Annotated in this window: 18 protein-coding genes; 13 read left to right on the top strand and 5 right to left on the bottom strand. The window is 62.2% G+C overall.

Annotation, left to right across the window (positions count from 1 at the left end):
- Positions 1–308 precede the first annotated feature (308 nt).
- The 9 genes from GQY20_RS30150 (at position 309) to GQY20_RS30190 (ending at position 13,451) form a co-directional block, all read left to right on the top strand.
- Positions 309–1,862, top strand: coding sequence for a PAS domain-containing sensor histidine kinase (locus tag GQY20_RS30150; RefSeq protein WP_157220885.1), 1,554 nt, complete (start codon positions 309–311; stop codon positions 1,860–1,862).
- A 163-nt stretch (positions 1,863–2,025) separates the two neighbouring features.
- A complete protein-coding gene (locus tag GQY20_RS30155) occupies positions 2,026–4,245 on the top strand; it encodes a hypothetical protein (protein ID WP_157220886.1) in 2,220 nt (739 codons plus the stop codon).
- Positions 4,246–4,306: 61 nt separating this feature from the next.
- The gene (locus GQY20_RS30160; protein ID WP_232476333.1) at positions 4,307–4,741 is read left to right on the top strand and encodes a hypothetical protein; all 435 of its coding nucleotides are present in this window, start codon (positions 4,307–4,309) and stop codon (positions 4,739–4,741) included.
- 222 nt (positions 4,742–4,963) lie between these two features.
- Positions 4,964–6,469, top strand: coding sequence for an ATPase domain-containing protein (locus GQY20_RS30165; protein ID WP_157220887.1), 1,506 nt, complete (start codon positions 4,964–4,966; stop codon positions 6,467–6,469).
- On the top strand, positions 6,462–8,555 hold the full coding sequence (locus tag GQY20_RS30170; protein ID WP_232476334.1) for a PAS domain-containing hybrid sensor histidine kinase/response regulator: 2,094 nt from the start codon (positions 6,462–6,464) through the stop codon (positions 8,553–8,555). The genes GQY20_RS30165 and GQY20_RS30170 overlap by 8 nt, the downstream gene beginning before the upstream one ends.
- Positions 8,556–8,772: 217 nt before the next feature.
- Positions 8,773–9,339 (top strand): TetR/AcrR family transcriptional regulator, encoded by a 567-nt coding sequence (locus GQY20_RS30175; protein WP_157220889.1) that lies wholly within the window; start codon positions 8,773–8,775, stop codon positions 9,337–9,339.
- A gap of 92 nt (positions 9,340–9,431) precedes the next feature.
- Positions 9,432–10,172 (top strand): SDR family oxidoreductase, encoded by a 741-nt coding sequence (locus GQY20_RS30180; RefSeq protein WP_157220890.1) that lies wholly within the window; start codon positions 9,432–9,434, stop codon positions 10,170–10,172.
- A gap of 121 nt (positions 10,173–10,293) precedes the next feature.
- Positions 10,294–12,399 carry a catalase gene (locus GQY20_RS30185; protein ID WP_157220891.1) on the top strand — a complete coding sequence of 702 codons (2,106 nt, stop codon included), beginning with the start codon at positions 10,294–10,296 and terminating at the stop codon, positions 12,397–12,399.
- Positions 12,399–13,451 (top strand): ATP-dependent DNA ligase, encoded by a 1,053-nt coding sequence (locus tag GQY20_RS30190; RefSeq protein ID WP_198351305.1) that lies wholly within the window; start codon positions 12,399–12,401, stop codon positions 13,449–13,451. Before GQY20_RS30185 ends, GQY20_RS30190 begins: the two co-directional genes overlap by 1 nt.
- A 222-nt stretch (positions 13,452–13,673) precedes the next feature.
- Here the strand turns inward: GQY20_RS30190 and GQY20_RS30195 are convergent, their stop codons facing one another.
- Both GQY20_RS30195 and GQY20_RS30200 read right to left on the bottom strand, forming a co-directional pair.
- Entirely contained in the window at positions 13,674–14,411 is a 738-nt protein-coding gene (locus GQY20_RS30195; protein ID WP_198351306.1) for a LuxR C-terminal-related transcriptional regulator, read from the bottom strand.
- A 333-nt stretch (positions 14,412–14,744) separates the two neighbouring features.
- Positions 14,745–15,557 carry an SDR family NAD(P)-dependent oxidoreductase gene (locus tag GQY20_RS30200; protein ID WP_157220893.1) on the bottom strand — a complete coding sequence of 271 codons (813 nt, stop codon included), beginning with the start codon at positions 15,555–15,557 and terminating at the stop codon, positions 14,745–14,747.
- A 104-nt stretch (positions 15,558–15,661) separates the two neighbouring features.
- Here GQY20_RS30200 and GQY20_RS30205 point away from each other — a divergent pair, with 104 nt between their 5' ends.
- The 3 genes from GQY20_RS30205 (at position 15,662) to GQY20_RS30215 (ending at position 17,948) form a co-directional block, all read left to right on the top strand.
- Entirely contained in the window at positions 15,662–16,555 is an 894-nt protein-coding gene (locus tag GQY20_RS30205) for a LysR family transcriptional regulator (protein ID WP_157220894.1), read from the top strand.
- Positions 16,556–16,677: 122 nt separating this feature from the next.
- Positions 16,678–17,136: a MarR family winged helix-turn-helix transcriptional regulator gene (locus GQY20_RS30210; RefSeq protein WP_157220895.1), complete on the top strand. Its 459-nt coding sequence runs from the start codon at positions 16,678–16,680 to the stop codon at positions 17,134–17,136.
- A complete protein-coding gene (locus tag GQY20_RS30215; RefSeq protein ID WP_157220896.1) occupies positions 17,133–17,948 on the top strand; it encodes an NAD-dependent epimerase/dehydratase family protein in 816 nt (271 codons plus the stop codon). Before GQY20_RS30210 ends, GQY20_RS30215 begins: the two co-directional genes overlap by 4 nt.
- Positions 17,949–18,042: 94 nt before the next feature.
- Here GQY20_RS30215 and poxB read toward each other — a convergent pair whose 3' ends face one another.
- Together poxB and GQY20_RS30225 are read right to left on the bottom strand one after the other, a co-directional pair.
- Positions 18,043–19,764, bottom strand: a complete 1,722-nt coding sequence (gene poxB / locus GQY20_RS30220; RefSeq protein WP_157220897.1) for a ubiquinone-dependent pyruvate dehydrogenase — start codon at positions 19,762–19,764, stop codon at positions 18,043–18,045.
- Between the two features lie 257 nt (positions 19,765–20,021).
- Positions 20,022–21,038 (bottom strand): NADP-dependent oxidoreductase, encoded by a 1,017-nt coding sequence (locus GQY20_RS30225; RefSeq protein WP_198351307.1) that lies wholly within the window; start codon positions 21,036–21,038, stop codon positions 20,022–20,024.
- A 103-nt stretch (positions 21,039–21,141) separates the two neighbouring features.
- On the opposite strand from GQY20_RS30225, the gene GQY20_RS30230 reads away from it, so the two are divergent.
- Positions 21,142–22,053 carry a LysR family transcriptional regulator gene (locus GQY20_RS30230; protein WP_232476335.1) on the top strand — a complete coding sequence of 304 codons (912 nt, stop codon included), beginning with the start codon at positions 21,142–21,144 and terminating at the stop codon, positions 22,051–22,053.
- 13 nt (positions 22,054–22,066) lie between these two features.
- Here the strand turns inward: GQY20_RS30230 and GQY20_RS30235 are convergent, their stop codons facing one another.
- Positions 22,067–22,540 carry an SRPBCC family protein gene (locus tag GQY20_RS30235; RefSeq protein WP_157220898.1) on the bottom strand — a complete coding sequence of 158 codons (474 nt, stop codon included), beginning with the start codon at positions 22,538–22,540 and terminating at the stop codon, positions 22,067–22,069.
- Positions 22,541–22,543: the final 3 nt, after the last annotated feature.

A 22,543-nucleotide genomic window follows, 5' to 3' on the forward strand; every position in this document is an offset into this window, starting at 1 on the left:
GCTCAGGTAGGGCGTTCCCCAATGATCGCTTCGCTAGGGGCTTGTTTCAGCTGCCGGTGCACTGGCAGCCTGATCGCCATGCCGTGAAAGCGCATGGCATATATATCCTTGCTGCGTCATAGACTGCTCGCCGACCGCCCTGACAATCGGCCTATCTGTCCGCGGGGAGGTCCCGGGCATTTATCGGCATCAAAATCGTCGTCTACTTAATCTGCAGCAAGGACGGCAGCGATCGAGCCATTAACCTGCGCCGGGTATGCGTCCTCCGTGCGGTCATTGTGGAATGTCGATCATATTCTGGGCGCCGCGTGTCTGACGCAACGGATTTGAAGAATATCGGCATTGAGAAGCGCTTCGAGCTTCTCGTCAAGGCCGTGAAGGATTACGCGATCTATCTGCTCGATCGGGATGGCTACGTCGCCAGCTGGAACGCCGGCGCCGAGCGCTTCAAGGGGTATAAGGCGCACGAGATCATCGGCCAGCACTTCTCGCGTTTTTATACGGAAGAGGATCGGCAGGGCGGCGAGCCGGAGCGCGCATTGCGTCTTGCCAGGGAAGAAGGCAAATATGATGTAGAGGGTTGGCGGGTGCGCAAGGACGGAACGCGCTTCCGCGCCAGCGTCCTGATCGATCCGATTCACAACGAGGCCGGTGAGTTGCTCGGCTTTGCCAAGGTGACCCGCGATCTTACCGAGCGCTGGCAGGCCCAGCAAGAGGTCGAGCGCGCGCGCGAGGCCATGGCGCAGGCGCAGAAGATGGAAGCGATCGGCCGCGTGACGGGTGGAGTCGCGCATGACTTCAACAATCTGCTGACGATCATCCGTTCGTCCGCCGACCTTCTCAAAATGCCAGGGTTGGGCGAAGAAAAACGGGCGCGTTACGTCGCTGCGATCTCCGAAACCGCAGACCGCGCGGCTGCGCTGACCTCGCAGTTGCTCGCTTTCGCGCGGCGCCAGCCACTCAGGCCCGAAATTTTCGACGTGAGCGAACGGATTGCGGGCATGCGTCCGATGATCGAGGCGAGCGTGGGATCCGGTATCCAGATCCGTCTCGATCTCACGGAACGGATGATCGTCAACGCCGATCGCAATCAGTTCGAGACCGCTCTGCTGAACCTTATCGTGAATGCGCGCGACGCGATGCCCGCCGGAGGGGAGCTCACGCTTGCCAGTCATGCTGTGAAATCCGTGCCGGCAATTCGCGGCCATAGCGCGGCCGCTGGCGCTTTCGTCGCGATCCGCATCGAGGACACCGGAACGGGAATCGCACCGGAAACGCTGAAGCAGATATTCGAGCCCTTTTTCACCACCAAGGGCCTGAACAAGGGGACCGGTCTCGGATTGAGCCAGGTTCACGGTTTCGCCAAACAGTCCGGCGGAGAAATCGACGTGGTGAGCAAGATCGGTGTCGGAACGGCATTCACCCTCTATCTTCCGGTGATAAACGCCGATCGTGAACCGATCCCAGCAAAAGGCGTGGACAGCGAACGCAGGCTGATCACGCGCCGGGTTCTACTGGTCGAGGATAATGAGGCGGTCGGACAATTCGCCCGTGGCCTGCTGGAGGAGCTGGGACAGATCGTCACCTGGGTCCAGAATGGCGAAGCGGCGGTCGAGTTGCTGGAAATCGCCTCGGACAAATATGATCTGCTTTTCAGCGACGTAATCATGCCCGGTATGAACGGCCTGGATCTTGCCCGCATCGTCGCCCGACGCTGGCCCCATCTTCGCATCGCACTCGCCAGCGGTTACAGCCAGGTGCTGGCGCAGGAAAGCAGCCACGGCTTCGAGCTCCTCCGCAAGCCCTATTCCGTTGAAGATCTTCTGCGGGTGATTGGCGGTGAGCGGATTTCGGAAAGATAGACAGCACCTGTCCCTTCGATGCGGCTAATCCAGCAATGTGAGATACAAGTTAAAACGGCAGATCCTATGAGAAATTAGCTGGATTCCGCAATTGAAGGCACAGGAAGCTGCCAGCCTTTTTTCCATCTTCGACCGGCGGCGCGCTTAAAGAGGGATCAGATTCATGGCGGAAACAATGGCGAAACCATCCGCGCCGATAACGCCTTATCTTGTCGCCTTGCGCGATATGCTGAGTCGATCCCGACACGTGCTCTGTCGTTTCGGTTTGGGCGAGCTCGAGGTGGAGGTCAGGGCGGTCCACGATTCTGTGTTCGCGATCATTCGCAGACCGGAGGCGGGCGCCCTGGCAGTGCGCGTGGCTCTTCTGAGCTCCCCCTTCCGATGCAGGCGTGTCAAGCGCGGTGCCGGCGAGGTAGCACGTATCGAGGTTGAAAGCGGCATCGGCCGGCATGTCATTCGTTTCGGCAAGCACTTCGAGGCGTTGGAACAGCTCCGCATCACCGTCGAGCTGACGCCCTCAATGCCCCTGTCGCTTCCCTTTCTGCCGCGTGATCTGTATCCGCTTGGTGCAGATGATGATCCGCTGCGGGCTGAAGGGCATGTGGAAGCTTCGCAACGCGGCCTCAACGCCGGCCTTCTCTATTTTCACATCGAAGAGCCATCGTTTGGAAATATACTTTATTTTCAGAATTTTACGGCACTCAACGCCTATTTTCGGAAGACCGGCACTAAGCCACGCGAAGCAGTAGGCGGACAATGGCCCGAACTCGGCTATCTTCTGCCGACATCCGTGCAGCAGGCGGGAGCCTCCGCTGACGGTCTGGCGGCAGACAAAGCGGTCATAATCTCAGACGCGATACTGGTTTTCCGCCACGAAGCTCCGCCTCATGAGCGGGAATCCGCCCGCCAGTTCGTCCAGATGCTCGGAACCGTCTATAAGATGCTCGACCTGCCTCCGGTGTATTATCACGACTGGGTTGACCGGGCGGATCGAACCGCGCGAGACCTCGCCAGAGCGTCTGACGCAACTATTCGGCACTATGGAAACCTCTATGTTCATCCCTACACCGGGGCGGAATATCCCGACATCATGGTTCAGATGTCGATCGTCGCCGCTCTCCACGATTGGGGAAAATGGCGGGGAGCGCCCTTGGCGATAGAAGCCGAACTCAAAAAGGGCCTGCGCAGATTCTACGATCCCGCACTTCATACGTTACGCCGTTATCTGCCCAACGTCGGCGATGACAAGAATGCCGATGCCGTCGACAGCTGGTATCTCTATCATCCCCTCCTGAACCTCGGCATTCTTGCTCTCGATGATGATGGGGACGCGCGGGCGCTTTTCCTGGATTCAATCGATTATGCAGTGAAAGCTGCGCAGCACTTCGACTATAAATGGCCGGTTCAATTCGATATTACCGATTTCTCCATCATAGAAGAGACCGCTCCTGCCGATGGTCGCGGCCAGACCGACGTGGGCGGGATCTATGCCTGGGTCATGCTGCAAGCGTTCGAACTGACCGACGAGAAGCGCTTCCTGGATGAGGCTCGGGCGTCAATCGAAGCAGCGATCGGCCTGCGCTTCAACGTTAACTATCAGGCCAATCTGACGGCGTGGGGCGCCGCGGCCTGCATGCGGCTTTGGCGGATCACCAATCGCGATGTCTACCTTGAGCAGAGCTACGTCTATCTGGCCAGCTTTCTGCACAATGCGGTGATCTGGGAAAGTCAGATTGGACATGCAGCCCATTACGAGACGTTCCTCGCGGTAACATGTCTGCAGGACGCGCCCTATATGGCCATGTACGAATGTTTCGACAGCTTCGTGGCATTCGAGCGCTATCTCGAGGACGGCGGACCCGACCTAGAGCCTGAAGCGCTCATGCTCGTGACGGAATATTGCAAATATGCCCTGTCGCGCGCGTGGAATTATTATCCGGATGTGCTTCCTCCGGAAGCGATTTCCCAAAAGCAGCGCGCGTCGAACGGCCATGTCGATCCGGAGCTCTCCTTTCCGCTTGAGGATCTCTATCCCGACGGCCAACCGGCCGGTCAGGTTGGGCAGGAAGTCTATGGCGGCGGCGGTGCCTTCATCTTTGCTTCGCGCGCTTTTCATAACATAGAAGATGCGCCATTCCGTCTCTTCTGCGACTATCTCCTCCGTGGAATCGAGCGAACGGGAGACCGGGCCTTGACGATCACGCTCCACGGCAGGGAAACGTGCACCGCCAACCTGCGTGTCATCCGGTTGAAACGGCATAAGCTCGGCAAATTTACGCTTAAGACAGCAGGCGGTGATGCCGTCCGAGCGCACGCATCGTCAGCGGATCGCATTGACTATCATGTGCCCGGAAACGGCCGTCTCGTGCTGACCTGGCAATAGCCGCCGCCGTTGAAATGTAAGGGTGGCGAAACGTGCCTGGCCACATCTTCACAGCCATCGCTTGAACGCGCTGACCAGTTTCCTGGGCATCCGACACAAGCATCACGACGCGTTGAGCGATGCCCGTGCGGCCGGCATGGTGATCGCGCGTGCCATCGATCACACGGGTATCGACCTCGCGGGCTGGCTGACTCCTTCCAGCCCGCGCGGAGGAAGCGCGCCGAGACCAGCGGCCAGCGGCCCGCTCGGGGGTGAGCGCGTGGCCATCCTGGGCGCTCCGCGCGACGGTGCGTTCGCGCACTGGCTGGCTGCTGCCGGCGCCCGCATAGTGGCCTCCGTCGGTACGACGACGACGATGCTCGTCATCAGCAACGAGCAGCCATTTGGCCGCCATGTGGATTTGAGCCCAGCTTTCCGGCGCGCCGAGGAACTTCGGTGCAATGGTGCCCGGATCGAGATCATAAGCGAGGACCTGCTGCGATCGCGCGTTGGATAGCGGTCTGCAGCGGGGCCGGCGAGTGCGATCGAAAAGCGGTGTGGGAGAGAATATGCGTCGTGCGCGTTGTTCGATCATGCACTGCGCACATGCATCCGTCCGACGAGCGCCGCGATGCCGGCACCGCCCGCCCAGGCGAGGGCCGCTGCTGGAAAGATCTGCTCGTTGGGCGCTTTTTGCGCCAGCGTGCGTTCAGCGATAACATCGGGCGATGAGGGGCAGATGCCGACGGACTTCGGGAGACTGATTTCAACGGGCAATACTGGACTCGACGAGATAGTGCGCGGCGGCTTGCCGGCCAACCGGCTGTATCTGGTCGAGGGTAGCCCAGGGTCGGGCAAGACGACGCTGGCCCTGCAATTTCTGCTCGAAGGCATGCGTCGAGGCGAGCCCGTCCTTTACATCACTTTGTCGGAAACCAGCGAAGAGCTGGAGGTAGTCGCGCAATCGCATGGCTGGAGCCTCGAAGGCGTGGCGCTGTTCGAGCTCGCTTCCGCCGACGAAGTGTTGGGCGCCGACAGAGACCAATCGATCCTGCACAGCTGGGAAATGGAGCTTGGCGGAACGATTCAGCTGATCAAGCAGGAAGTGGAGCGGATCATGCCCCGCCGGGTCGTGTTCGACAGCCTTTCCGAGATGCGATTGCTTGCCCAGGATCCGCTGCGTTATCGTCGGCAGCTTCTGCTCCTCAAGCAATTTTTCAGCAGCTTGAAGACCACCGTCCTGCTGATCGACGATCTCACCGGGACGCGTGCGGAGCGGGACAGCCATCTGCACAGCCTCTGCCACGGCGTTATCACCTTGGAACGGTTGACGCTGGATTTTGGCGCCGCGCGGCGCCGCCTCCAGGTACAGAAGCTGCGCGGCGTGGATTTTACCGCTGGCTATCACGATTTCATCATCCAGAGGGGCGGCCTGGAGGTCTTTCCGCGGCTCATCGCCGCGGGCCACTACAGTCCGTTCGCGGGTGAAACCATCGGCAGCGACGTTGCGGAACTGGATGCCTTACTGGAAGGCGGACCCGCACGCGGGACGAGCACGCTTATCACCGGACCCTCGGGAGCCGGCAAGACCTCTCTTGCCTTGCAATATGTGGCGGCGGCCTGCAGGCGCGGCGAGCATTGCGCGATCTATGAGTTCGACGAGCGGATAGGGACGTTGCTCGCACGTGCCGAGGCGTTCGGGATCGATCTCCAACGGTTCATCGATGACGGCCGCCTCGTGCTGCGGCAGCTCGATGCGGCAGAGGTGGCGCCGGGTCAGTTTGCCGCCATGGTTCGCGAGCAGGTCGACGGACGGAATGCCAAGGTCATCCTGATCGACAGCCTCAACGGCTATCTGGCCGCTATGCCCCAGGAACAGCAGCTGATCCTTCAGCTCCACGAACTCCTCTCCTATCTCAATCAGGCGGGGGTCGTGACCTTCCTGATCAATCCGCAGCAGGGCTTCTTCGGCAACATGCAGGGGCATGGTCTCGATGTATCCTATGTGGCCGATGTCGTCATCCTGCTCCGTTTCTTCGAAGCGGAGGGGCGGATCCGCAAAGCCATATCCGTCGTCAAGAACCGGAGCGGTGCCCATGAGGACACCATAAGAGAACTGCGCATCGATGGGGAAGGAGTCCGGGTGGGTGAGCCGCTCTCCGCCTTCAAGGGGATATTGACCGGTACGCCCGAATATGTCGGCTCGCGAACGCCGCTCATGGAAGATCGCGGATCCGGTGCATAGAACCGCGCCCGAAGGACATCGCGTCCTCATTACCGCCCCCTATGGACGCGATGCGGAGAGTGTCGCGCTCCTGCTGCGGGACCGTGGCTATGACGCGTTGATATGCTCCAGTCTGACAGACCTAGCGCGAAGCCTGGATGAGCATGCCGGCGCGATCCTCATCACCGAGGAGGCACTCGCCAATGAGCTCGGCACTCTTCGCCAGGTGCTGGAGGATCAGCCCGCCTGGTCCGACATCCCTTTCATTCTCCTGGCCGGCCGCCGCAAAGTGCGGCCTTTTTCGGCGGAGGTCGTCAGAGGGCGGTTGCCGGCCAATGCCACCAATGTCGTCCTGCTGGAACGGCCGCTGAGCACCGAATCCCTGCTCAGCGCCATCGCCTCGGCGATGCGCGCCCGCCAGAAGCAATTCCAGATGCGCGACCAGGTCGCTGCTCTCGACGCCGAACGGCGGCGGCTCTCGACTCTCCTGGAAAATCTCCCGGTCGGCGTCGCTTTCGTCGGTCCGACCGGGGACACGCAGCTGGTCAATCCGGCGTTCCGCCGCTTCAGTATTCAAGACGTCATTCCATCTTTGGATCCTGACGGCCGTCATCGTTGGGAAGCTTATGACGCGAGCGGCGAAAGGCTGACCAGTCGCGATTTTCCCGGAGCGAGATCGCTGCGCGGCGAGATGGTTCAGGGTGTCGAATTCCTCTTTCACGCACCGGACGAGACGAACGTCTGGACACGCGTCAGCGGCGTTCCCCTCAAGGATGACGACGGGACGGTCGTCGGCGCCATTTCCGTCATCGTCGACATCGATCAGCAGAAGCGGGCGCAGGAAGCGCTGATCGATGCCGCCCGCAATCTCGAGGCCCAGGTCGCTGCGCGAACCGCCGATCTCGAAAGCGCGCTCGATCGCCTGACCGCAGAGGCCGCCGAACGCGAACGTGCGGAGGCGGCATTGCGCCAGGCACAGAAGATGGAGGCGGTCGGTCAGCTTACCGGCGGCATCGCGCACGATTTCAACAATATGCTGACGGGCGTCATCGGCGCACTCGACATCATGAGGCGCCGGATAGCGTCCGAACGCTATGAGGATCTCGATCGCTTCATGGACGCCGCGGCTGCATCCGCTCAGCGCGCGGCGAATCTGATCGCCCGTCTGCTGGCCTTTTCGCGGCGCCAGTCGCTCGACAGCCGCGCCATCGACATCAATAAACTCATTCTGTCTCTCGACGAACTGCTGCGCCGCACGATGACGGAGCGGGTCGAGGTGTCGATCAACCCGGCGAATGACATTCCGGCAGGCGTGGTGGATGCGAACCAGCTTGAGAGCGCCGTCATCAATCTTGCGATCAACGCGCGCGATGCGATGCCCGACGGCGGCAAGCTCATCATCGAGACGCACGAAGCGAAGCTGGATGACAGCTATTGTGCCACTCACCCCGGGGTGGCTCCGGGCCGATATGTAGTCGTGTCGGTGACGGACAGCGGCGTCGGCATGGATAAGGATACGCTCGATAAGGTTTTCGATCCCTTCTTCACCACCAAGCCGATCGGCCAGGGCACTGGCCTGGGCCTGTCCATGGTCTACGGCTTCGCCAAGCAATCGAATGGGCAGGTGCGGGTCCACTCGGCGCCCGGCACCGGAACCACCGTCAGCATCTACCTGCCCGCCGCGGACGGAGCGCGCGAAGAGCAACCCGGTGGTGACACCGCGATCGTGCGGGAAGGCGACGGGCAGACCGTGCTGCTGGTGGAGGACGACGACTCGGTTCGGCTGCTGGTAAGGGAAGTTTTAGAAGAACTCGGCTATCGCACCTTCGAGGCGGCGGAACCCGCGAGCGCAAGCGATCTGCTGCGATCCGGCCAGCATTTCGACCTGATGGTGTCCGATGTTGGCCTGCCGGGGATGAACGGCCGGCAACTCGCCGAAATCGCGCGCGAACATCACCCGGATCTCCCGATCCTGTTCGTGACAGGCTATGCAGAAAATGCCGCTAACCGCGCAGGTTTCCTTGGCGCCAACATGGCGATGATCACGAAGCCGTTCCAGATCGAGATGCTCTCCGCAAAGATCAGCGAGATGCTCGGAACGGAATGATCCCGGCCCAGAGGACGATTTCTCGAGCGACATTGGACCGCGAATGATGCGGGATTTGCTGCGGACGGTGGTGCGCTGGCCACGATTTCCGTGGCGAGCGTCCGATGCAGGCGGCTGACCCGAGGCGTGATCGAGCGATCGCGCCCGTCGCTCATTGCCGACCACGGATCACGCGGATTATTATTGACCGATCGTTCAAAATTATTATGGAGACCGCATGGCGAGACCCAAGGCCTTCGACGAGGAAGACGCACTCGACGCAGCCATCGCGACCTTTCGCGAACATGGCTTCGAGGGCACGTCGGCCGAGATGTTGGTCCAGGCGATGGGGATAGGCCGGCAGAGCCTCTACAACTGCTTCGGCGACAAATGGCAGCTCTACTGCCTGGCGGTGCGGCGCTATGCGGCAGCCGAGGCGAGGGCGCACATTGCCAGCCTGGGCGGACCGGCGCGCGCCGTGGACGGACTTCGCGCGATGGTGGACCGGGTGGTGGCCGGTGCTGAAGAGAGTTGCCTCGGCGTCAACTCGGTCTGCGAGTTTGGCGAACGCGAGCCCACGCTTACGGAAATAAGGCAGCATGCCGATGCCGTGCTGCGAGGTCCGATCAAGCTTCGTGTCGTCGAAGCGCAGGCCGATGGCGATGTTGCGGGCGACCTCGATCCCGATTGGATCGTCGATTTCTTCATCGCCTCTTTCGCGGGGATCAGGGTTGCGGCGCGAGGAGGGCTGAGCGGCGAGCGACTTGCCGCCCTCGGCGACATGGCCATGCGCGCGCTTCGCTGAACCTTTTTTTTGACCAGTTATGGAATGATCGTTCAGTAATCTGGTCATCCCGGGCGGAACGCGTATCTCGGTTTTTCTCGAAAGGATAGAAAATGACGAAGGCTAATACTGGGCCGCGGCAGCGCGTGGCACTCGTCTTCGGCGGATCGCGGGGCATTGGCGCTGCGGTCGCGGAGCGGCTTGCTGCCGACGGCTTCGCGGTAGCGCTGACCTACGCCACGCGTGCAGACAAGGCAGATGCGGTGGTACGTGCGATCGGGAAATCGGGCGGCAGCGCCCTCGCCATCGCTGCGGACAGCGCCGATCCGGTTGCGCTTCGGGCCGCCGTGGATCGCACCGTTGCTTCCTTTGGCGGCCTCGACGTGGCGGTGATCAATGCCGGCGTTTATCGCAGCGGTCCAATCGATACGTTCAGCGTCGCGGATCTGGACCTTATCCTTCAGATCAATGTGCGCGGCGTGTTTCTTGCCATCCAGGCCACCGCTGCAGAGATGCGCGACGGGGGACGGATCGTCGCGATCGGCAGCAACACGGCGGATCGTCCGAGCGGCGGCAGCGCGGCTTATGCCATGTCGAAGGCGGCGGTAGCAGCGATGGTGAAGGGCATTGCCCTCGATCTCGCGCCGCGCCGGATCACGGTCAACACCGTGCAGCCGGGCCCGACCGAAACCGACCTGACTTCAGGCTTTATCGCGACATTGCAGAATGCTTCGCCGCTGGGCCGCGCCGGCAAGCCGTCCGAGATTGCCGGCCTCGTCGCTTATCTCGCCGGTCCTGAGGCCGACTATGTCACCGGTGCCAGCCTCACCATTGATGGCGGCTTTTCGCTATAGGGCGAGGCGTCCCGCCGCCGCGCCATTGTCGGGAAATCTGTCTGATCCAGATCAAACTGCCGAACCGATTGACCTTTCGGTGGTTGAGCGTCGCATCCAACAGGCGGGACAGGACGGGACGATGGCCGATCAAGCCGATTTCGAAACCAGCGCTGGCAATGGCGGTGAGACTCACCAGCACGTTGCGAAAGCCGGATCACATGGTGGGGAAGGGCATCTGACCACCAACCAGGGCTTGCGCATTTCCGACAATCAGAATCAGCTGAAGGCCGGCGCGCGAGGGCCGGTTCTTCTGGAAGATTTCGTCCTGCGGGAGAAGATTTTCCATTTCGATCATGAGCGCATCCCGGAGCGCATCGTCCATGCGCGAGGATCGGCGGCCCATGGCTTTTTTGAGGCCTATGAGAGCCTGGCCGACATTACGAGGGCTGATCTGTTCCAGCGGGCCGGCGAGCGAACGCCGGTCTTCACCCGCTTCTCGACGGTCGCAGGCGGCGCGGGATCGGTGGATACGCCGCGGGACGTGCGCGGCTTCGCGGTCAAATTCTATACAAAAGAGGGCAATTGGGATCTCGTCGGCAACAATATCCCCGTCTTCTTCATCCAGGATGCGATCAAGTTCCCGGATCTGATCCACGCCGCGAAGATGGAGGCCGACCGCGGCTACCCTCAAGCCGCGACCGCGCATGACACCTTCTGGGATTTCGTGGGTCTGATGCCGGAATCGACCCACATGATCATGTGGGCCATGTCGGATCGGACGATCCCACGCACTTTGCGCACGATCCAGGGCTTCGGAATCCACACTTTCCGCTTCGTCAATGCGGAGGGCAGATCGACCTTCGTGAAATTTCACTGGAAGCCCAAACAGGGGCTGGCCTCGACCTGCTGGGACGAAGCCGTCAAGATCGCCGGCGCCGACCCCGATTTTCAGCGCCGCGACCTGTTCGAGGCGATCGATCGCGGCGACTATCCCGAATGGGAGCTGGGCATACAGGCGTTTGATCAGAAATTTGCCGACAGCCTGCCCTACGACGTGCTGGACGCGACGAAGATCATTCCGGAAGAGTTGTTGCCCGTGCGCCCCATCGGGCGGATGGTGCTCGATCGCTGGCCGGACAATTTCTTCGCAGAGACCGAGCAGGTCGCCTATTGTCCCGCCAATATCGTGCCGGGGATCGATTTCTCGAACGATCCGCTGCTGCAAGGGCGGCTGTTCTCCTATCTCGATACCCAGCTCAAGCGCTTGGGATCGACGAATTTTCATCAGATTCCGATAAATCAGCCCAAGCAGTGCCCGGTGATGAACTTCCAGCGCGACGGGCACATGCAGATGCTTCAACCGAAAGGCCGCGCCAATTACGAACCAAACAGCCTGGCGGCGGCGGGCGAGACAGCGGGGCCGCGCGAATGCCCTCATACGGGCTTCACCAGCTTCGCCGGACGTGCGGAGTCAGACGAGCAAGGCGACAAGCTCCGCATCCGCCCGGAGAGCTTTGCCGATCATTACAGTCAGGCGCGTCTCTTCTTCCGGTCGCTGGATCCGGCCGAGCAGGCGCACCTCGCCTCGGCGCTGGTCTTCGAATTGTCGAAGGTCGGGCTCGAGCATGTTCGTACGCGGGTGCTGTCCAACCTCGTCAATGTCGATCCGGACCTCGCCCGGCGCGTCGCAGACGGACTGGCGATGCCGCTGCCCGAGGCGTCGCCGGTGGCGGCGCCGATACTCGATCTCGATCCGTCCCCGGCGCTCCGCATCATCCGCGGCGCGCTGGATCTGAAGACGTTGGAAGGGCGATCGGTCGGCATCTTGATCGCGGATGGATCGGACGGAAAGGCGGTGGATGATCTCACCAGCGCCATCGGCGATGCCGGAGGCCGGCCGGTGATCGTCGCGCCGAAGGTAGGCGGCGCGAAAATGGCCGACGGTTCCATTCTCAAGGCGGACGGGCAGCTTGCCGGAATGCCGTCCGTGTTGTTCGATGCCATTGCGGTCATCCTTTCGGATGAAGGATGCAGGTCGTTGCTCGAGGAGGCTGCGGCGGTGCAGTTCGTGATGGATGCCTTCGTCCATCTGAAAGCGATCGGCCACAGCAAGGAGGCGCAGCCGCTTCTCGACAAGGCTGGCGTGCGCGCGGACGAGGGCGTCCTGGAGATCGGCAAATCCTTCCTCGATGCTGCCGGAACCCGCCATTGGGATCGCGAGCCCAAGGTTCGCACGCTGGCCTGATGGACGCCATACCCAGCCCGATGGAAGCGCTGCTCGTCGAGCAGCTACCGGAAGGCGAGGGCTGGCAATATGAGCCAAAATGGGATGGTTTTCGCGCACTTGCCGGTCGGGATGGAGACGAGGTCTCGCTGATATCCCGATCCGGCAAGTCTCTCGGGCGCTATTTTCCCGAGATCGTGGCGATGATGCGAGCGGTGCAGGAGCACCAGTTCCTGCTCGATGGCGAATTGGTAATCGCAGTCGGCCAGGCGCTGTCGTTCGGGGCGCTGCAGGCGCGCCTCCATCCTGCCGCGAGCCGTATCGAGCGGTTGGCGCGCGAGACGCCCGCCTGTCTCATCCTCTTCGATTGCCTGAACATCGGAGGGCATGATTTTTCGGCACGCCCGCTAGCCGAACGGAGGACAGCGCTGGAGGCCTTCATGAAGTCGCTAGACGTGCAGGGGCTGCTGCTTTCTCCGGCGAGCGAGGACCCGGTGCAGGCGAGGCGCTGGCTGGCCCGGGCGGGCGGCGCGCTCGATGGCATCGTGGCGAAACGGACAGACCTGCCTTATCGCAACGGCCAGCGAGCCATGCTGAAGATCAAGCAGTACAGGACGGCGGATTGCGTCGTAGGCGGTTTTCGGACGACGGCCGGCGGAAAGGCGGTCGCGTCCCTGTTGCTGGGGCTCTATGGCGAGGACGGGCGGCTCGATCATGTCGGCTTCACCTCCGCTTTCCCGGTTCACGAACGGGTAGCGCTGGCGCGTAAGCTGGCCCCTTACGCTGGCGGGCAGGGTTTCACCGGCAATGCACCCGGTGGCCCCAGCCGGTGGAATGGAGGCAAGGCGAAACCATGGACGCCGCTTCGGCCGGAACTGGTCGTCGAAGTCGGTTATGATCAAGTGACGGACGATCGTTTCCGCCATGGAACGCGTTTTCTGCGCTGGCGGCCGGACAAGGATCCAATTTCCTGTGATCGAAGCCAGCTGATCCGGGAATTGCGTCCTGCCGATCTGGCTGCGCTCACTGGTCGGGATGCGGCCGAACACAGGGCAGACGCAACACGGCCTTAGCGGAAAATCGCAAGCCTGGCTGGAATATGGGCGCGGCGATGGGCCGGACGGCATCCTTTCCGCGACGGCACCCTATCGATACGGGACCGATCGTCTGGCTGTATGGAAGCGTTGGCGGAAGCACGTCGTTCGACACAACCTCGTCGTCCTGCGAGATCGCGGTCGCGAGGCGTATTGAAACGTCCGTTGAAGAGCGCAAAATGCCTTAAAAGCAAAAATGCCTTAAAATATGTGGTTCCCGGGATGCGCATGGGCAGGCGCGCTCAAATTGCTGAGCGGCATTGCCGAATCTGCTGTTATCGCTCCCTTGCCGATGCCGCGGGAGACGCCCCAGATGGCGGCCTGGGTCCGGTTGGCGACGGACAGCTTCCTGAGGATCGCCTTCACATGGACTTTCACCGTCGCCTCGGTGATGGCCATGCCGCGCGAGATGACCTTGTTCGCATCACCATGCACCAGGCGTTCCAATATCTGCAGTTCGCGTTCGGAGAGGTTCACATCCGAGAGGTTGCTGCTCCCGAACAGAGCGGGATTCTCCGTCCACTGCGTGGACAGCTCGAGGAAGACGTCTGCAGGAATGATCTTCTCGCCGAGCGCGACCAGCATCAGCTTGTTTCCGAGGCTGCTGACCGAAGTGTGCTTCGCGACATATCCGTCGCTGCCCGCGAGGAAAGCCTCCGCCACGGTCTGGCCATCACATTTCGCGGCGAAGATCACGATCCTGCACTGTGGCCAATTAGCGCGGAGATGACGGCACGCGTCGAGATTCTCTTGCATGGTGCTCAGATCGATGAGGACGACAGGTGGGTTATCCGCCCCTTCGACGGCGAATTCCAAATCGAATGAAGTATAATCGGCGTAGCATCCAATTATCGCCAGCGACTGATCCAGCAGCAAGCGCCTGAGCCCTTCGCGCTGAATCTCGTTGCGAATCAGCAGCAGGACATTGACCGGTTTCATCATAATCTCCCCCATTTTCCCCATTTTTCATCAATCGTAAGGATAATGTCCTGTTAATATGTCCTGAGAGTCAAGGCGGTAGATGCGAATTTAAAGGTTAATTCTCGATCGATCGAGCTGATACATGCGCAGAATCGAAGCTTTTACGGATAGGAAAAGAGGAGGTATCCCTGTCGCCTTACTCAGTAAGGAGTATAGAGCAAGCGGGTGGCAAGCGGCCGAGTTGACTGCGATTTGCTCTTCCTGCCGGATGCATGTGATATCACTTTTCCCGGATTCTCCGGTACCCCCTCGAAGCTGCTCCCTTTTTTGAAGCTATTGTTGGGTGTCCTATCAGTGATCGACGGACTGAGTGATCTCAGCCCGCAATTGATCGGCCTTTGCGCTGGCCCACCGCCGCGCGTCGTCGCCAAACACGAGCCGCGACGGCGGATCGCCCTGCGAAGCGAGCGCGACGATCCGCGCGGCGAGCAGCTTCGGATCGCCCGGCTGGTTGCCATTGGCCCCGTACACGAACGATCGATATTGCGCGACCGCCTCTGCATAGTCTGGAATGTCGATGCTGCCGAAGCCCGCCGACTTGCCGTCCATGAAGTCGGTGCGCAGCATCCCCGGCTCGACTAGAAGCGAGCGGACGCCCAATGGCGCCAGTTCCTGCGCAAAGCCCTCCATCCATCCCTCGATCGCGAACTTCGACGCGGAGTAGACTGCCCCGCCAGCGTTGGAGACCAGCCCGCTGACCGACGAGATGGTGACGATGAGGCCTGAGCGACGCGCGCGCATATGCGGTGTGACCGCACGCGCGACGTTCATCGTGCCGAATAGGTTGACCTCGAACTGATGCCGCACCGCGGCGTCGGTAAAGGTTTCGAAGAAACCCAGTTCGGCATAGCCGGCATTGTTGACCAGCACGTCGATTGTACCGAACCGTTCGACGGTTTTGTCGGCGGCGGCCTTGGCTGCTCCGGAGTCGGTGATATCAAGAGGGAGGACGTGGAGCCGATCCTGGTCGCTCCCAAATGCGTCTCGCGCTGCCTCGACCGATCTCGCCGTCGCCACGACGGTTTCCCCTGCAGCGAGTGCAGCGCGCGCGATTTCGTAACCGAGCCCTCGGCTCGCCCCCGTAACCAGCCAGACCTTTCCCACTGCCTGCTCCTCGCTTGACTCCGTTGTTACCCAACTAGGTAGCCATGCTAATGGATCGAGTGAACGGCCTGATCAGTCATGGGCCCTAGTAGTGAGGGTCATCAATGCGCCCGGATCGGCTTGCAGATCTCGCTATTTTCGCGGCGATCGCCTCCGAAACCAGCTTCACGCGCGCCGCCAGGCGGCTTGGCGTCACGCAGTCGGCATTGAGCCAGGCCATGAAGCGGCTAGAGGCGCAACTCGGCTTTCGCGTCCTCGCCCGCACGACACGCAGCGTCGCGCCGACTGCCGCCGGCGAGCGCTTGCTGGCTACGCTGTCGCCGGCAATGGCCGGCTTAGATGCCGAGATCGAGGCCTTGTCCGGCGCGCCAGGAGCAGCGATCGGCACCGTACGGATCACGACGGGCAAGCACGCCGCGGACACGGTGTTGTGGCCCATGCTGCCATCCTTCATGCGCTGCCACCCCGGCATCGAGGTCGAGCTAAGCGTCGATGACAGCATGACGGACGTCGTGACGGGCCGCTTTGATGCGGGCATCCGGCTCGGCGAGCGCTTGGAGAAGGACATGATCGCGGTGCCGGTCGGGCCACCACTCCGCATCGCGGTGGTCGCCGCTCCCGGCTATCTAAACGACCATGCCGCGGCGATGAAGCCCGCCGACCTCACAGGCCATCGTTGTATCGCCTATCGCGCCGCGAACGGAGACCTTTCGCCCTGGTCGTTCGAGCGCGACGGCCATTCAGCGACCATCGTGCCGGGGCGAGGACCGGTGTTCAACGACGGCGATCTGCTGGTAGCAGCTGCCCTCGAAGGCTTCGGTGTCCTCTACATTCTGGAGGATCTGGTGGCGGCGCAGCTGGCCGATGGCCGTCTTGTCCGGCTCCTGGAACCGTGGTGTGAACCCTTTGCCGGCTATCACCTCTATTACCCCGATCGGCGAGGGACGGCGGCCTTCGAACTGTTCAAGGACGCGCTTCGAGCAGGTGGGGCGATCTGAAGGCCTGGCCATATGTCGACAACGATCCGCCGAGGCTGGATCCTTGTAATACCGCAGGGAAGCTGACGGCTTGCGACGGATCGAAGCTTGACATCATGTTTGCTAGCTAACATTGATGTTTGATGGCTAACAAAGACGCGAACCGTGAAAACGGCACGGTGGGTGCGTGGGCGAAGCGGTGCTTTTTCGCGGGACGCGCGCTCATGGAAGAGGTTCTGCGCCCGCACGGCCTTGGCTCGACGCAATGGTATATCCTGCACCTGCTGGCGCAGGTCGGGCCCACGATGCAGCGCGATCTGGTTTCGCTGTTGCAGATCGAGCGCGCGACCGTCAGCATCATCGTCTCGGCGCTGGTGCGAAAGGGATTGATCGAACAGGTCCCAAGCGACCTCGACCAGCGCCAGAAGCTGCTGCGCCTGACCCCGGCAGGGATGAGGTTGTGGGATGAACTGCCCGACCTCGCTTTCATCCATGACGAGGCGTTCAGCGGCTTTTCCGCCGCCGACATCGAAACGACCGCGAGGGTGCTGAGAGCAGCGACCGAGCGCCTCAATCACCGACTGAAAGGAAAGAAGGCATGACGATCCTCGTGACCGGCGCAACCGGATTGATCGGCGAGCGCCTGGTGCCGCGTCTCGTCGAAGCCGGTGAAGACTGCCGCGTCCTGGTGCGACCGGGAAAAAATACCCCCGATGGTGTTCACGCCGTGGAAGGCGATCTCTTCGATCCGGCTTCGCTGGTCGACGCGGTCGCGGGTGTCTCGGCGGTCATCCATCTGGCGGCAGTGTTTCGCACCCAGGACACTGGCCTGATCTGGAAAAGCAACCTGGAGGGCACGCTGAGCCTTATCGCCGCGGTTCAGACCTACGCACCGGCGGCGCGTTTTGTGATGGCGAGCACGTCGAACGTTTACAGCAAGGACGGCCCGCAACCGGGGCGCGAAACCGATCCGGTCGAGCCGAACGAGGCTTATCCCGCCAGCAAAGTCGCAGCCGAGAAGGCGCTGCGCGAAAGCGCTTTGAATTGGGCGATCGTTCGATTCCCCTTCGTCTATGGCGATGGCGACGGTCATCTGGAAATGTTGCCGAAGCATCTGAGCGCCTTCGGATTTCACCCCGCCAACCGGATGAGCACGATCCATCACCGCGATATCGCGACGGCCATGAAGCTGGCTTTGGCAGGCATTTTCGATGGCCGGATCGTCAATATAACTGACGAGGCGCCGACAACGATCTACGAGTTGGTAAAGTTGATCGGCCACAACATGGCCCCGTCCTCGGAACCCATGCGGAACCCCTGGCACCTTCATATCGACGCCTCGCTTGCTCGTACCCTCGGCTTCCGACCGACAGTCAGGACGGTCTACCAGGCGCAGCAGGAGGGAATACTCTGAAGCTAAGATCCAGAGGGCATGCGATGGCAGCCCTCTGCAGAAGGTATGATGCGGAGAGCTGAGGATGGCCGAAGCGGCCATCCGTCCGATCCCGCTATCGAAGATTGGTCTTGGCGAGTTCGATGAGCTCGTCGCCCCGACCACTCAGGACGGCCTTGAGCGCGTAGAGACTGAACCCCTTCGCCTGTTCGAACTTGATCGCAGGCGGTATCGCCAACTCCTGGGTAGCCGTGCGCACCTGAACGAGCGCCGGCCCGTCATGGTCGAAGGCCTGCCGCAGGGCCGCTTCGAGCGTTGTCGAGTCGTCCACTCGCAGCCCCAGTATGCCCGAGGCTTCGGCAATAGCGGCAAAGTCGGGATTTTCGAGCGTGGTATTAACCGGCAGGAACCCGCCTGCCTTCTGCTCCATTGCAACAAAGCCCAGTGTCTGATTGTCGAACACCACCACCTTCACGGGCAATTTCAACTGCTTGAGCGACAAGAGGTCGCCGAGCAGCATGGCGATGCCTCCATCGCCCGACATCGTCACCACCTGCCGCCCAGGCGCCGCCGCCTGCGCGCCGATTGCCTGCGGCAGAGCATTCGCCATCGAGCCGTGATTGGCCGAGAATAGCAGCCGCCGCTTGCCGTTGGTGCCGATATAGCGCGCCGCCCAGACGGTCGGCGTGCCCACGTCCGCCGCGATGATCGCGTCCTCGTCTGCGAGCGTGTCGATGAGATGGGCCAGATATTGCGGATGCACCGGCTTGCCCGCCGCCGCGGGCGTCGCAAGATGATCGAGCCCTTCGCGCGCCTTGCGATAATGATCGCGTGCGGCGGTCACAAAGCTGCGCTTGGTGGACGGTGCCAGACGAGGAAGGAGCGCCCGTATCGTTTCACCGACATCGGCATGGATAGCCAGATCGAGCGGGACGCGTCTGCCAAGCGCGCCGGGATCGCGATCGACCTGCACCACTTTCGCCTTGGCCGGGTAGAAATTCCGATAGGGAAAATCCGTGCCCAGCATCAGCAGCAGATCGCAGTTCATCATGGCGTGGTAGCCGGACGAGAAGCCGATCAGCCCGGTCATGCCCACGTCGAAGGGATTGTCCCATTCGACATGTTCCTTGCCGCGCAGGGCATGGACGACCGGCGCTCCGAGCATGTCGGCCAGCTGCACCACCTCATCGTGCAGTCCGGCGCAGCCGCTCCCGCACAGCAGCGTCACCGCCGGCTGGTCGCTCAGGAGCTTCGCCAGCCGGTCGACGTCATCCTCTGCCGGGAGCAGCCTGGGCCTGCTCAACACCGGCCAGGCCGGATCGCGCGCGTCGGGCGCGGGCAGCATCGCCACATCGCCCGGAATGACCAGGACCGCGACCCCGCTCTCGCCGACCGCCGTGCGCATCGCGCGGTGCAGGATCTCGGGCATTTGCGCCGGGTTGCTCACCAGCTCGCAGAAATGGCTGCATTCCCGGAACAGCTCCTGGGGATGGGTTTCCTGGAAGTAGCCCAGTCCGACTTCGGACGATGGGATGTGGGCGGCAATCGCCAGGACCGGCACATGATTGCGATGGCAGTCGAAGAGTCCGTTGATGAGGTGGAGATTGCCCGGGCCACAGCTGCCCGCGCAGACTGCGAGCTTGCCTGTGACGGCCGCCTCGGCACCGGCAGCGAAGGCTGCCACCTCCTCATGGCGGACCATCATCCATTCCGGCTTGCCATGCGTGCGGAGGCTCTCGTTGAGGGCGTTGAGGCTGTCTCCGGTGACACCCCAGATGCGTTCGACGCCCGCCGCCGCCAGCGTCGATGCGACAAGATCAGCGACATTCCTCGACATGATACACCTCCAATATGCGGCGAACCCAATTCACGGCCTGACGATCAGCGGCCTGTCCCTTCCACCCGCACGAGCAAGAGGGTGGCAACCATGATGATGGTGCCGGCCAAGATGAGTGTCACCGGGAGGGCCGGCCGATGGCGGCCTTTTCGTCAAGGGACAGCCGAAGCACGTGGATGACGCCGTCGCGCGTGCAGTCCCTGGCTCGGTGGACGACGTCGGCCGACTCCCGAGATGGCGGAGCCCGGGCGTTCTCCTCAGGCGACGGTCAGGACGATCTTGCCTTGCAGATTACCCCTGGCCGCATGCTCGTGCGCCCGGCGGGCCTCAGACAACGGGAAGGTGCTGTCGATCATGACGCGGATGGTGCCGTCATCGAGCAGCGGAGCGATCTGGGCGAGCTGCGCCCCGCTCGAATTGACCTGCGTCGTCGAGACGTTGACGCCACGCCGTGCCGCTTCACCGCCATCGTCGTAGCCCAGCCCGAACACCGGAAACAGTGAGCCGCCAGCTTTGAGCGTTCGGAGGAAGCGGCTGCTCTGCGGCCCCCCTACCGCATCGACGACGAGATCGAGATCCCGAAGCTCGTCTTCCACCTTCGTCTTGCCATAGTCGTAGAACGCATCGGCCCCCAGATCGCGCAGCATGGCCTCATGCTTGCCCGAGGCGACGGCGATGACATGAGCACCGCGCCACCTGGCGAGCTGCACCAGGAGATGGCCGACGCCACCGCCCGCGCCATTGACCAGCACTCTCTTTCCTTCCAGCGGCACCGGGACATGCTGGTGCGGCTGCAACGGGTTGGGAACATCGTGGCCCTGTTCGATGATGAACTGCCACGCGGTCAACAGCGACATCGGCGCGGCCGCAGCATGGACATGGTCGATGCCGGCGGGCTTCAACGCCAGCTCGGATGCAGGCACCGTGACATATTGCGCGTAGGTGCGGCTCTCGCCGTTCAGGCCGCCCGGAAAACGGACCATCGCATAGACATCATCGCCGATGGCGAACCCGTCCACGTCAGCGGCGACCGCCTCGACGACGCCCGAGATGTCGGTGCCGGGAATGATGGGAAAGACCATCTCCGGCCGCCATTCGGGCGGCAGCATCCTGTAACCTTCACGCAGATACCAGTCGGGCGGATTGACGCCGACGGCATGGACCCGGACCAGGACTTCGCCGGCACCGATCACCGGCTTGGGCGCATCCTCATACGCCAGGACTGCCGGGCCGCCAAACACGTGGAGCCGGACCGCCTTCATCACTTCACCCATGGCTGCCTCCTTCAAGATCGTTCTGAAGGAGACGGAGATAGAATATAGGATATTGATTGATAATTCGGCCCAATTTCGCTTCAATTATGCCATGAAGGAACAAGTGGCATTCGAACGCCTGACGGGCCTCTTTGCGTTTGCGCGTGCCGGATCGCTCGGCAGCTACACCGCAGCCGCCCGCTCGCTCGGCGTGTCACCCTCCGCGGTGAGCAAAAGCGTCCAGCGGCTCGAAAAACAGCTCGGCCTGTCGCTCTTCACGCGCACCACACGATCGCTGACGCTGACGACCGAAGGTCGCGAGCTGCACGAGCGCGCGCTGAGACTGCTGCGCGACGCGGAGGAGATCGAACAGGTCGCCACCGCTGTTCGCGCCGAGCCTTCCGGCACCCTGCGGATCGCAGCGTCGCTGCCGATCGGCCTGCATCTCATCGCGCCCTCCCTGCCTGCGTTCCGAGCGCGCCATCCCAAGGTCATTGTCGACATCCGTCTGGACGATCATTTCGTGGACATCGTCGATCAGGGCATCGACATCGCGGTGCGCCTCGGTGAGCTGGCCGACTCCCGGCTTCTGTCTCGCCGCCTCGCACCCTTGCGTCTCTGCGCATTTGCCGCGCCCTCCTACCTGGCTGCGCGCGGGACCCCCGTACATCCCGACGAGATCGCAACGCACGACACGGTCAATCTGCGCTTCCAGAGCACGGGTGCGCTCTTCCGCTGGCCGTTCCGGGTCGGCGACCGCGAGATCGAGATCGTTCCGCCATCGGGCGTGATCGTCGACGCGAGCGGGGCCGTGATCGCGACGGTGGTGGCGGGCGGGGGCATCGGCATCATCGCAGCCTTCATCGCCGAGCCCTATGTCGCCCGCGGTGAACTGGTGCCGGTCCTCGGCGACTATGCCGTTGAGCGGCACGGCATCACGGCGCTCTGGCCGGAGAGCCGGCGAAGCAATCCGGCCGTGCGCTCCTTCATCGATCACCTTCAAAACGCGGCTCGCCGCATCGCGAGTCTCGGGTGAGGCGGCCGTCTTCTCAAAGCGTGCCGCTGGCCAGCAGCTCGCGCGTGCGCTTCAGCGTGGATAGCAGCGCCGCCTTGTAGCCTTGCTCGCTGTCGAACTGAGCCTGTTCCGCCTGCTCTTCGGGACCGCCGGGCGCTTTGTCCCGCAGTCCGAGGTAACAATAGAAGCGCAGCTGCAGCGCACCCGCCTCATCCTCGAACAGTTCATTGACGATCGCGCCTTCGCGGGGGCCGGTCGCCTGGAAAAAGGTGACCTTGCGGCCGGGCTTGAGCACGATGATCTCGCGCAGATCCTTGCCGCCGATCGTCGCTTCGCGGACGAAATGGGTGGCGCTTTCCTCGGTGACGTCGCAGCGGGTGCACAGGCTTGGTGGCAGGAAGAGGCGTGCGTCGCGCGCTTTGAGCTCGAGGCCCTTCCACACCTGCTCGGCGGTCAGCCTGGTCTCGCTTGCCGGGTTAACGGGAACGGTTGCGGTCGAATAAATCATGAC

It is taken from the genome of Flavisphingomonas formosensis (genome assembly GCF_009755815.1).
Lineage (GTDB): Bacteria > Pseudomonadota > Alphaproteobacteria > Sphingomonadales > Sphingomonadaceae > Flavisphingomonas > Flavisphingomonas formosensis.

Excerpts from the sequence above, each read along its gene's own strand:
- GQY20_RS30155 (WP_157220886.1), top strand. The coding sequence starts at position 2,026 with ATGGCGGAAACAATGGCGAAACCATCCGCGCCGATAACGCCTTATCTT.
- GQY20_RS30165 (WP_157220887.1), top strand. The coding sequence starts at position 4,964 with ATGCCGACGGACTTCGGGAGACTGATTTCAACGGGCAATACTGGACTC.
- GQY20_RS30175 (WP_157220889.1), top strand. The coding sequence starts at position 8,773 with ATGGCGAGACCCAAGGCCTTCGACGAGGAAGACGCACTCGACGCAGCC.
- GQY20_RS30180 (WP_157220890.1), top strand. The coding sequence starts at position 9,432 with ATGACGAAGGCTAATACTGGGCCGCGGCAGCGCGTGGCACTCGTCTTC.
- GQY20_RS30185 (WP_157220891.1), top strand. The coding sequence starts at position 10,294 with ATGGCCGATCAAGCCGATTTCGAAACCAGCGCTGGCAATGGCGGTGAG.
- GQY20_RS30190 (WP_198351305.1), top strand. The coding sequence starts at position 12,399 with ATGGACGCCATACCCAGCCCGATGGAAGCGCTGCTCGTCGAGCAGCTA.
- GQY20_RS30195 (WP_198351306.1), bottom strand. The coding sequence starts at position 14,411 with ATGAAACCGGTCAATGTCCTGCTGCTGATTCGCAACGAGATTCAGCGC.
- GQY20_RS30205 (WP_157220894.1), top strand. The coding sequence starts at position 15,662 with ATGCGCCCGGATCGGCTTGCAGATCTCGCTATTTTCGCGGCGATCGCC.
- GQY20_RS30210 (WP_157220895.1), top strand. The coding sequence starts at position 16,678 with ATGGCTAACAAAGACGCGAACCGTGAAAACGGCACGGTGGGTGCGTGG.
- GQY20_RS30215 (WP_157220896.1), top strand. The coding sequence starts at position 17,133 with ATGACGATCCTCGTGACCGGCGCAACCGGATTGATCGGCGAGCGCCTG.
- poxB (WP_157220897.1), bottom strand. The coding sequence starts at position 19,764 with ATGTCGAGGAATGTCGCTGATCTTGTCGCATCGACGCTGGCGGCGGCG.
- GQY20_RS30225 (WP_198351307.1), bottom strand. The coding sequence starts at position 21,038 with ATGGGTGAAGTGATGAAGGCGGTCCGGCTCCACGTGTTTGGCGGCCCG.
- GQY20_RS30235 (WP_157220898.1), bottom strand. The coding sequence starts at position 22,540 with ATGATTTATTCGACCGCAACCGTTCCCGTTAACCCGGCAAGCGAGACC.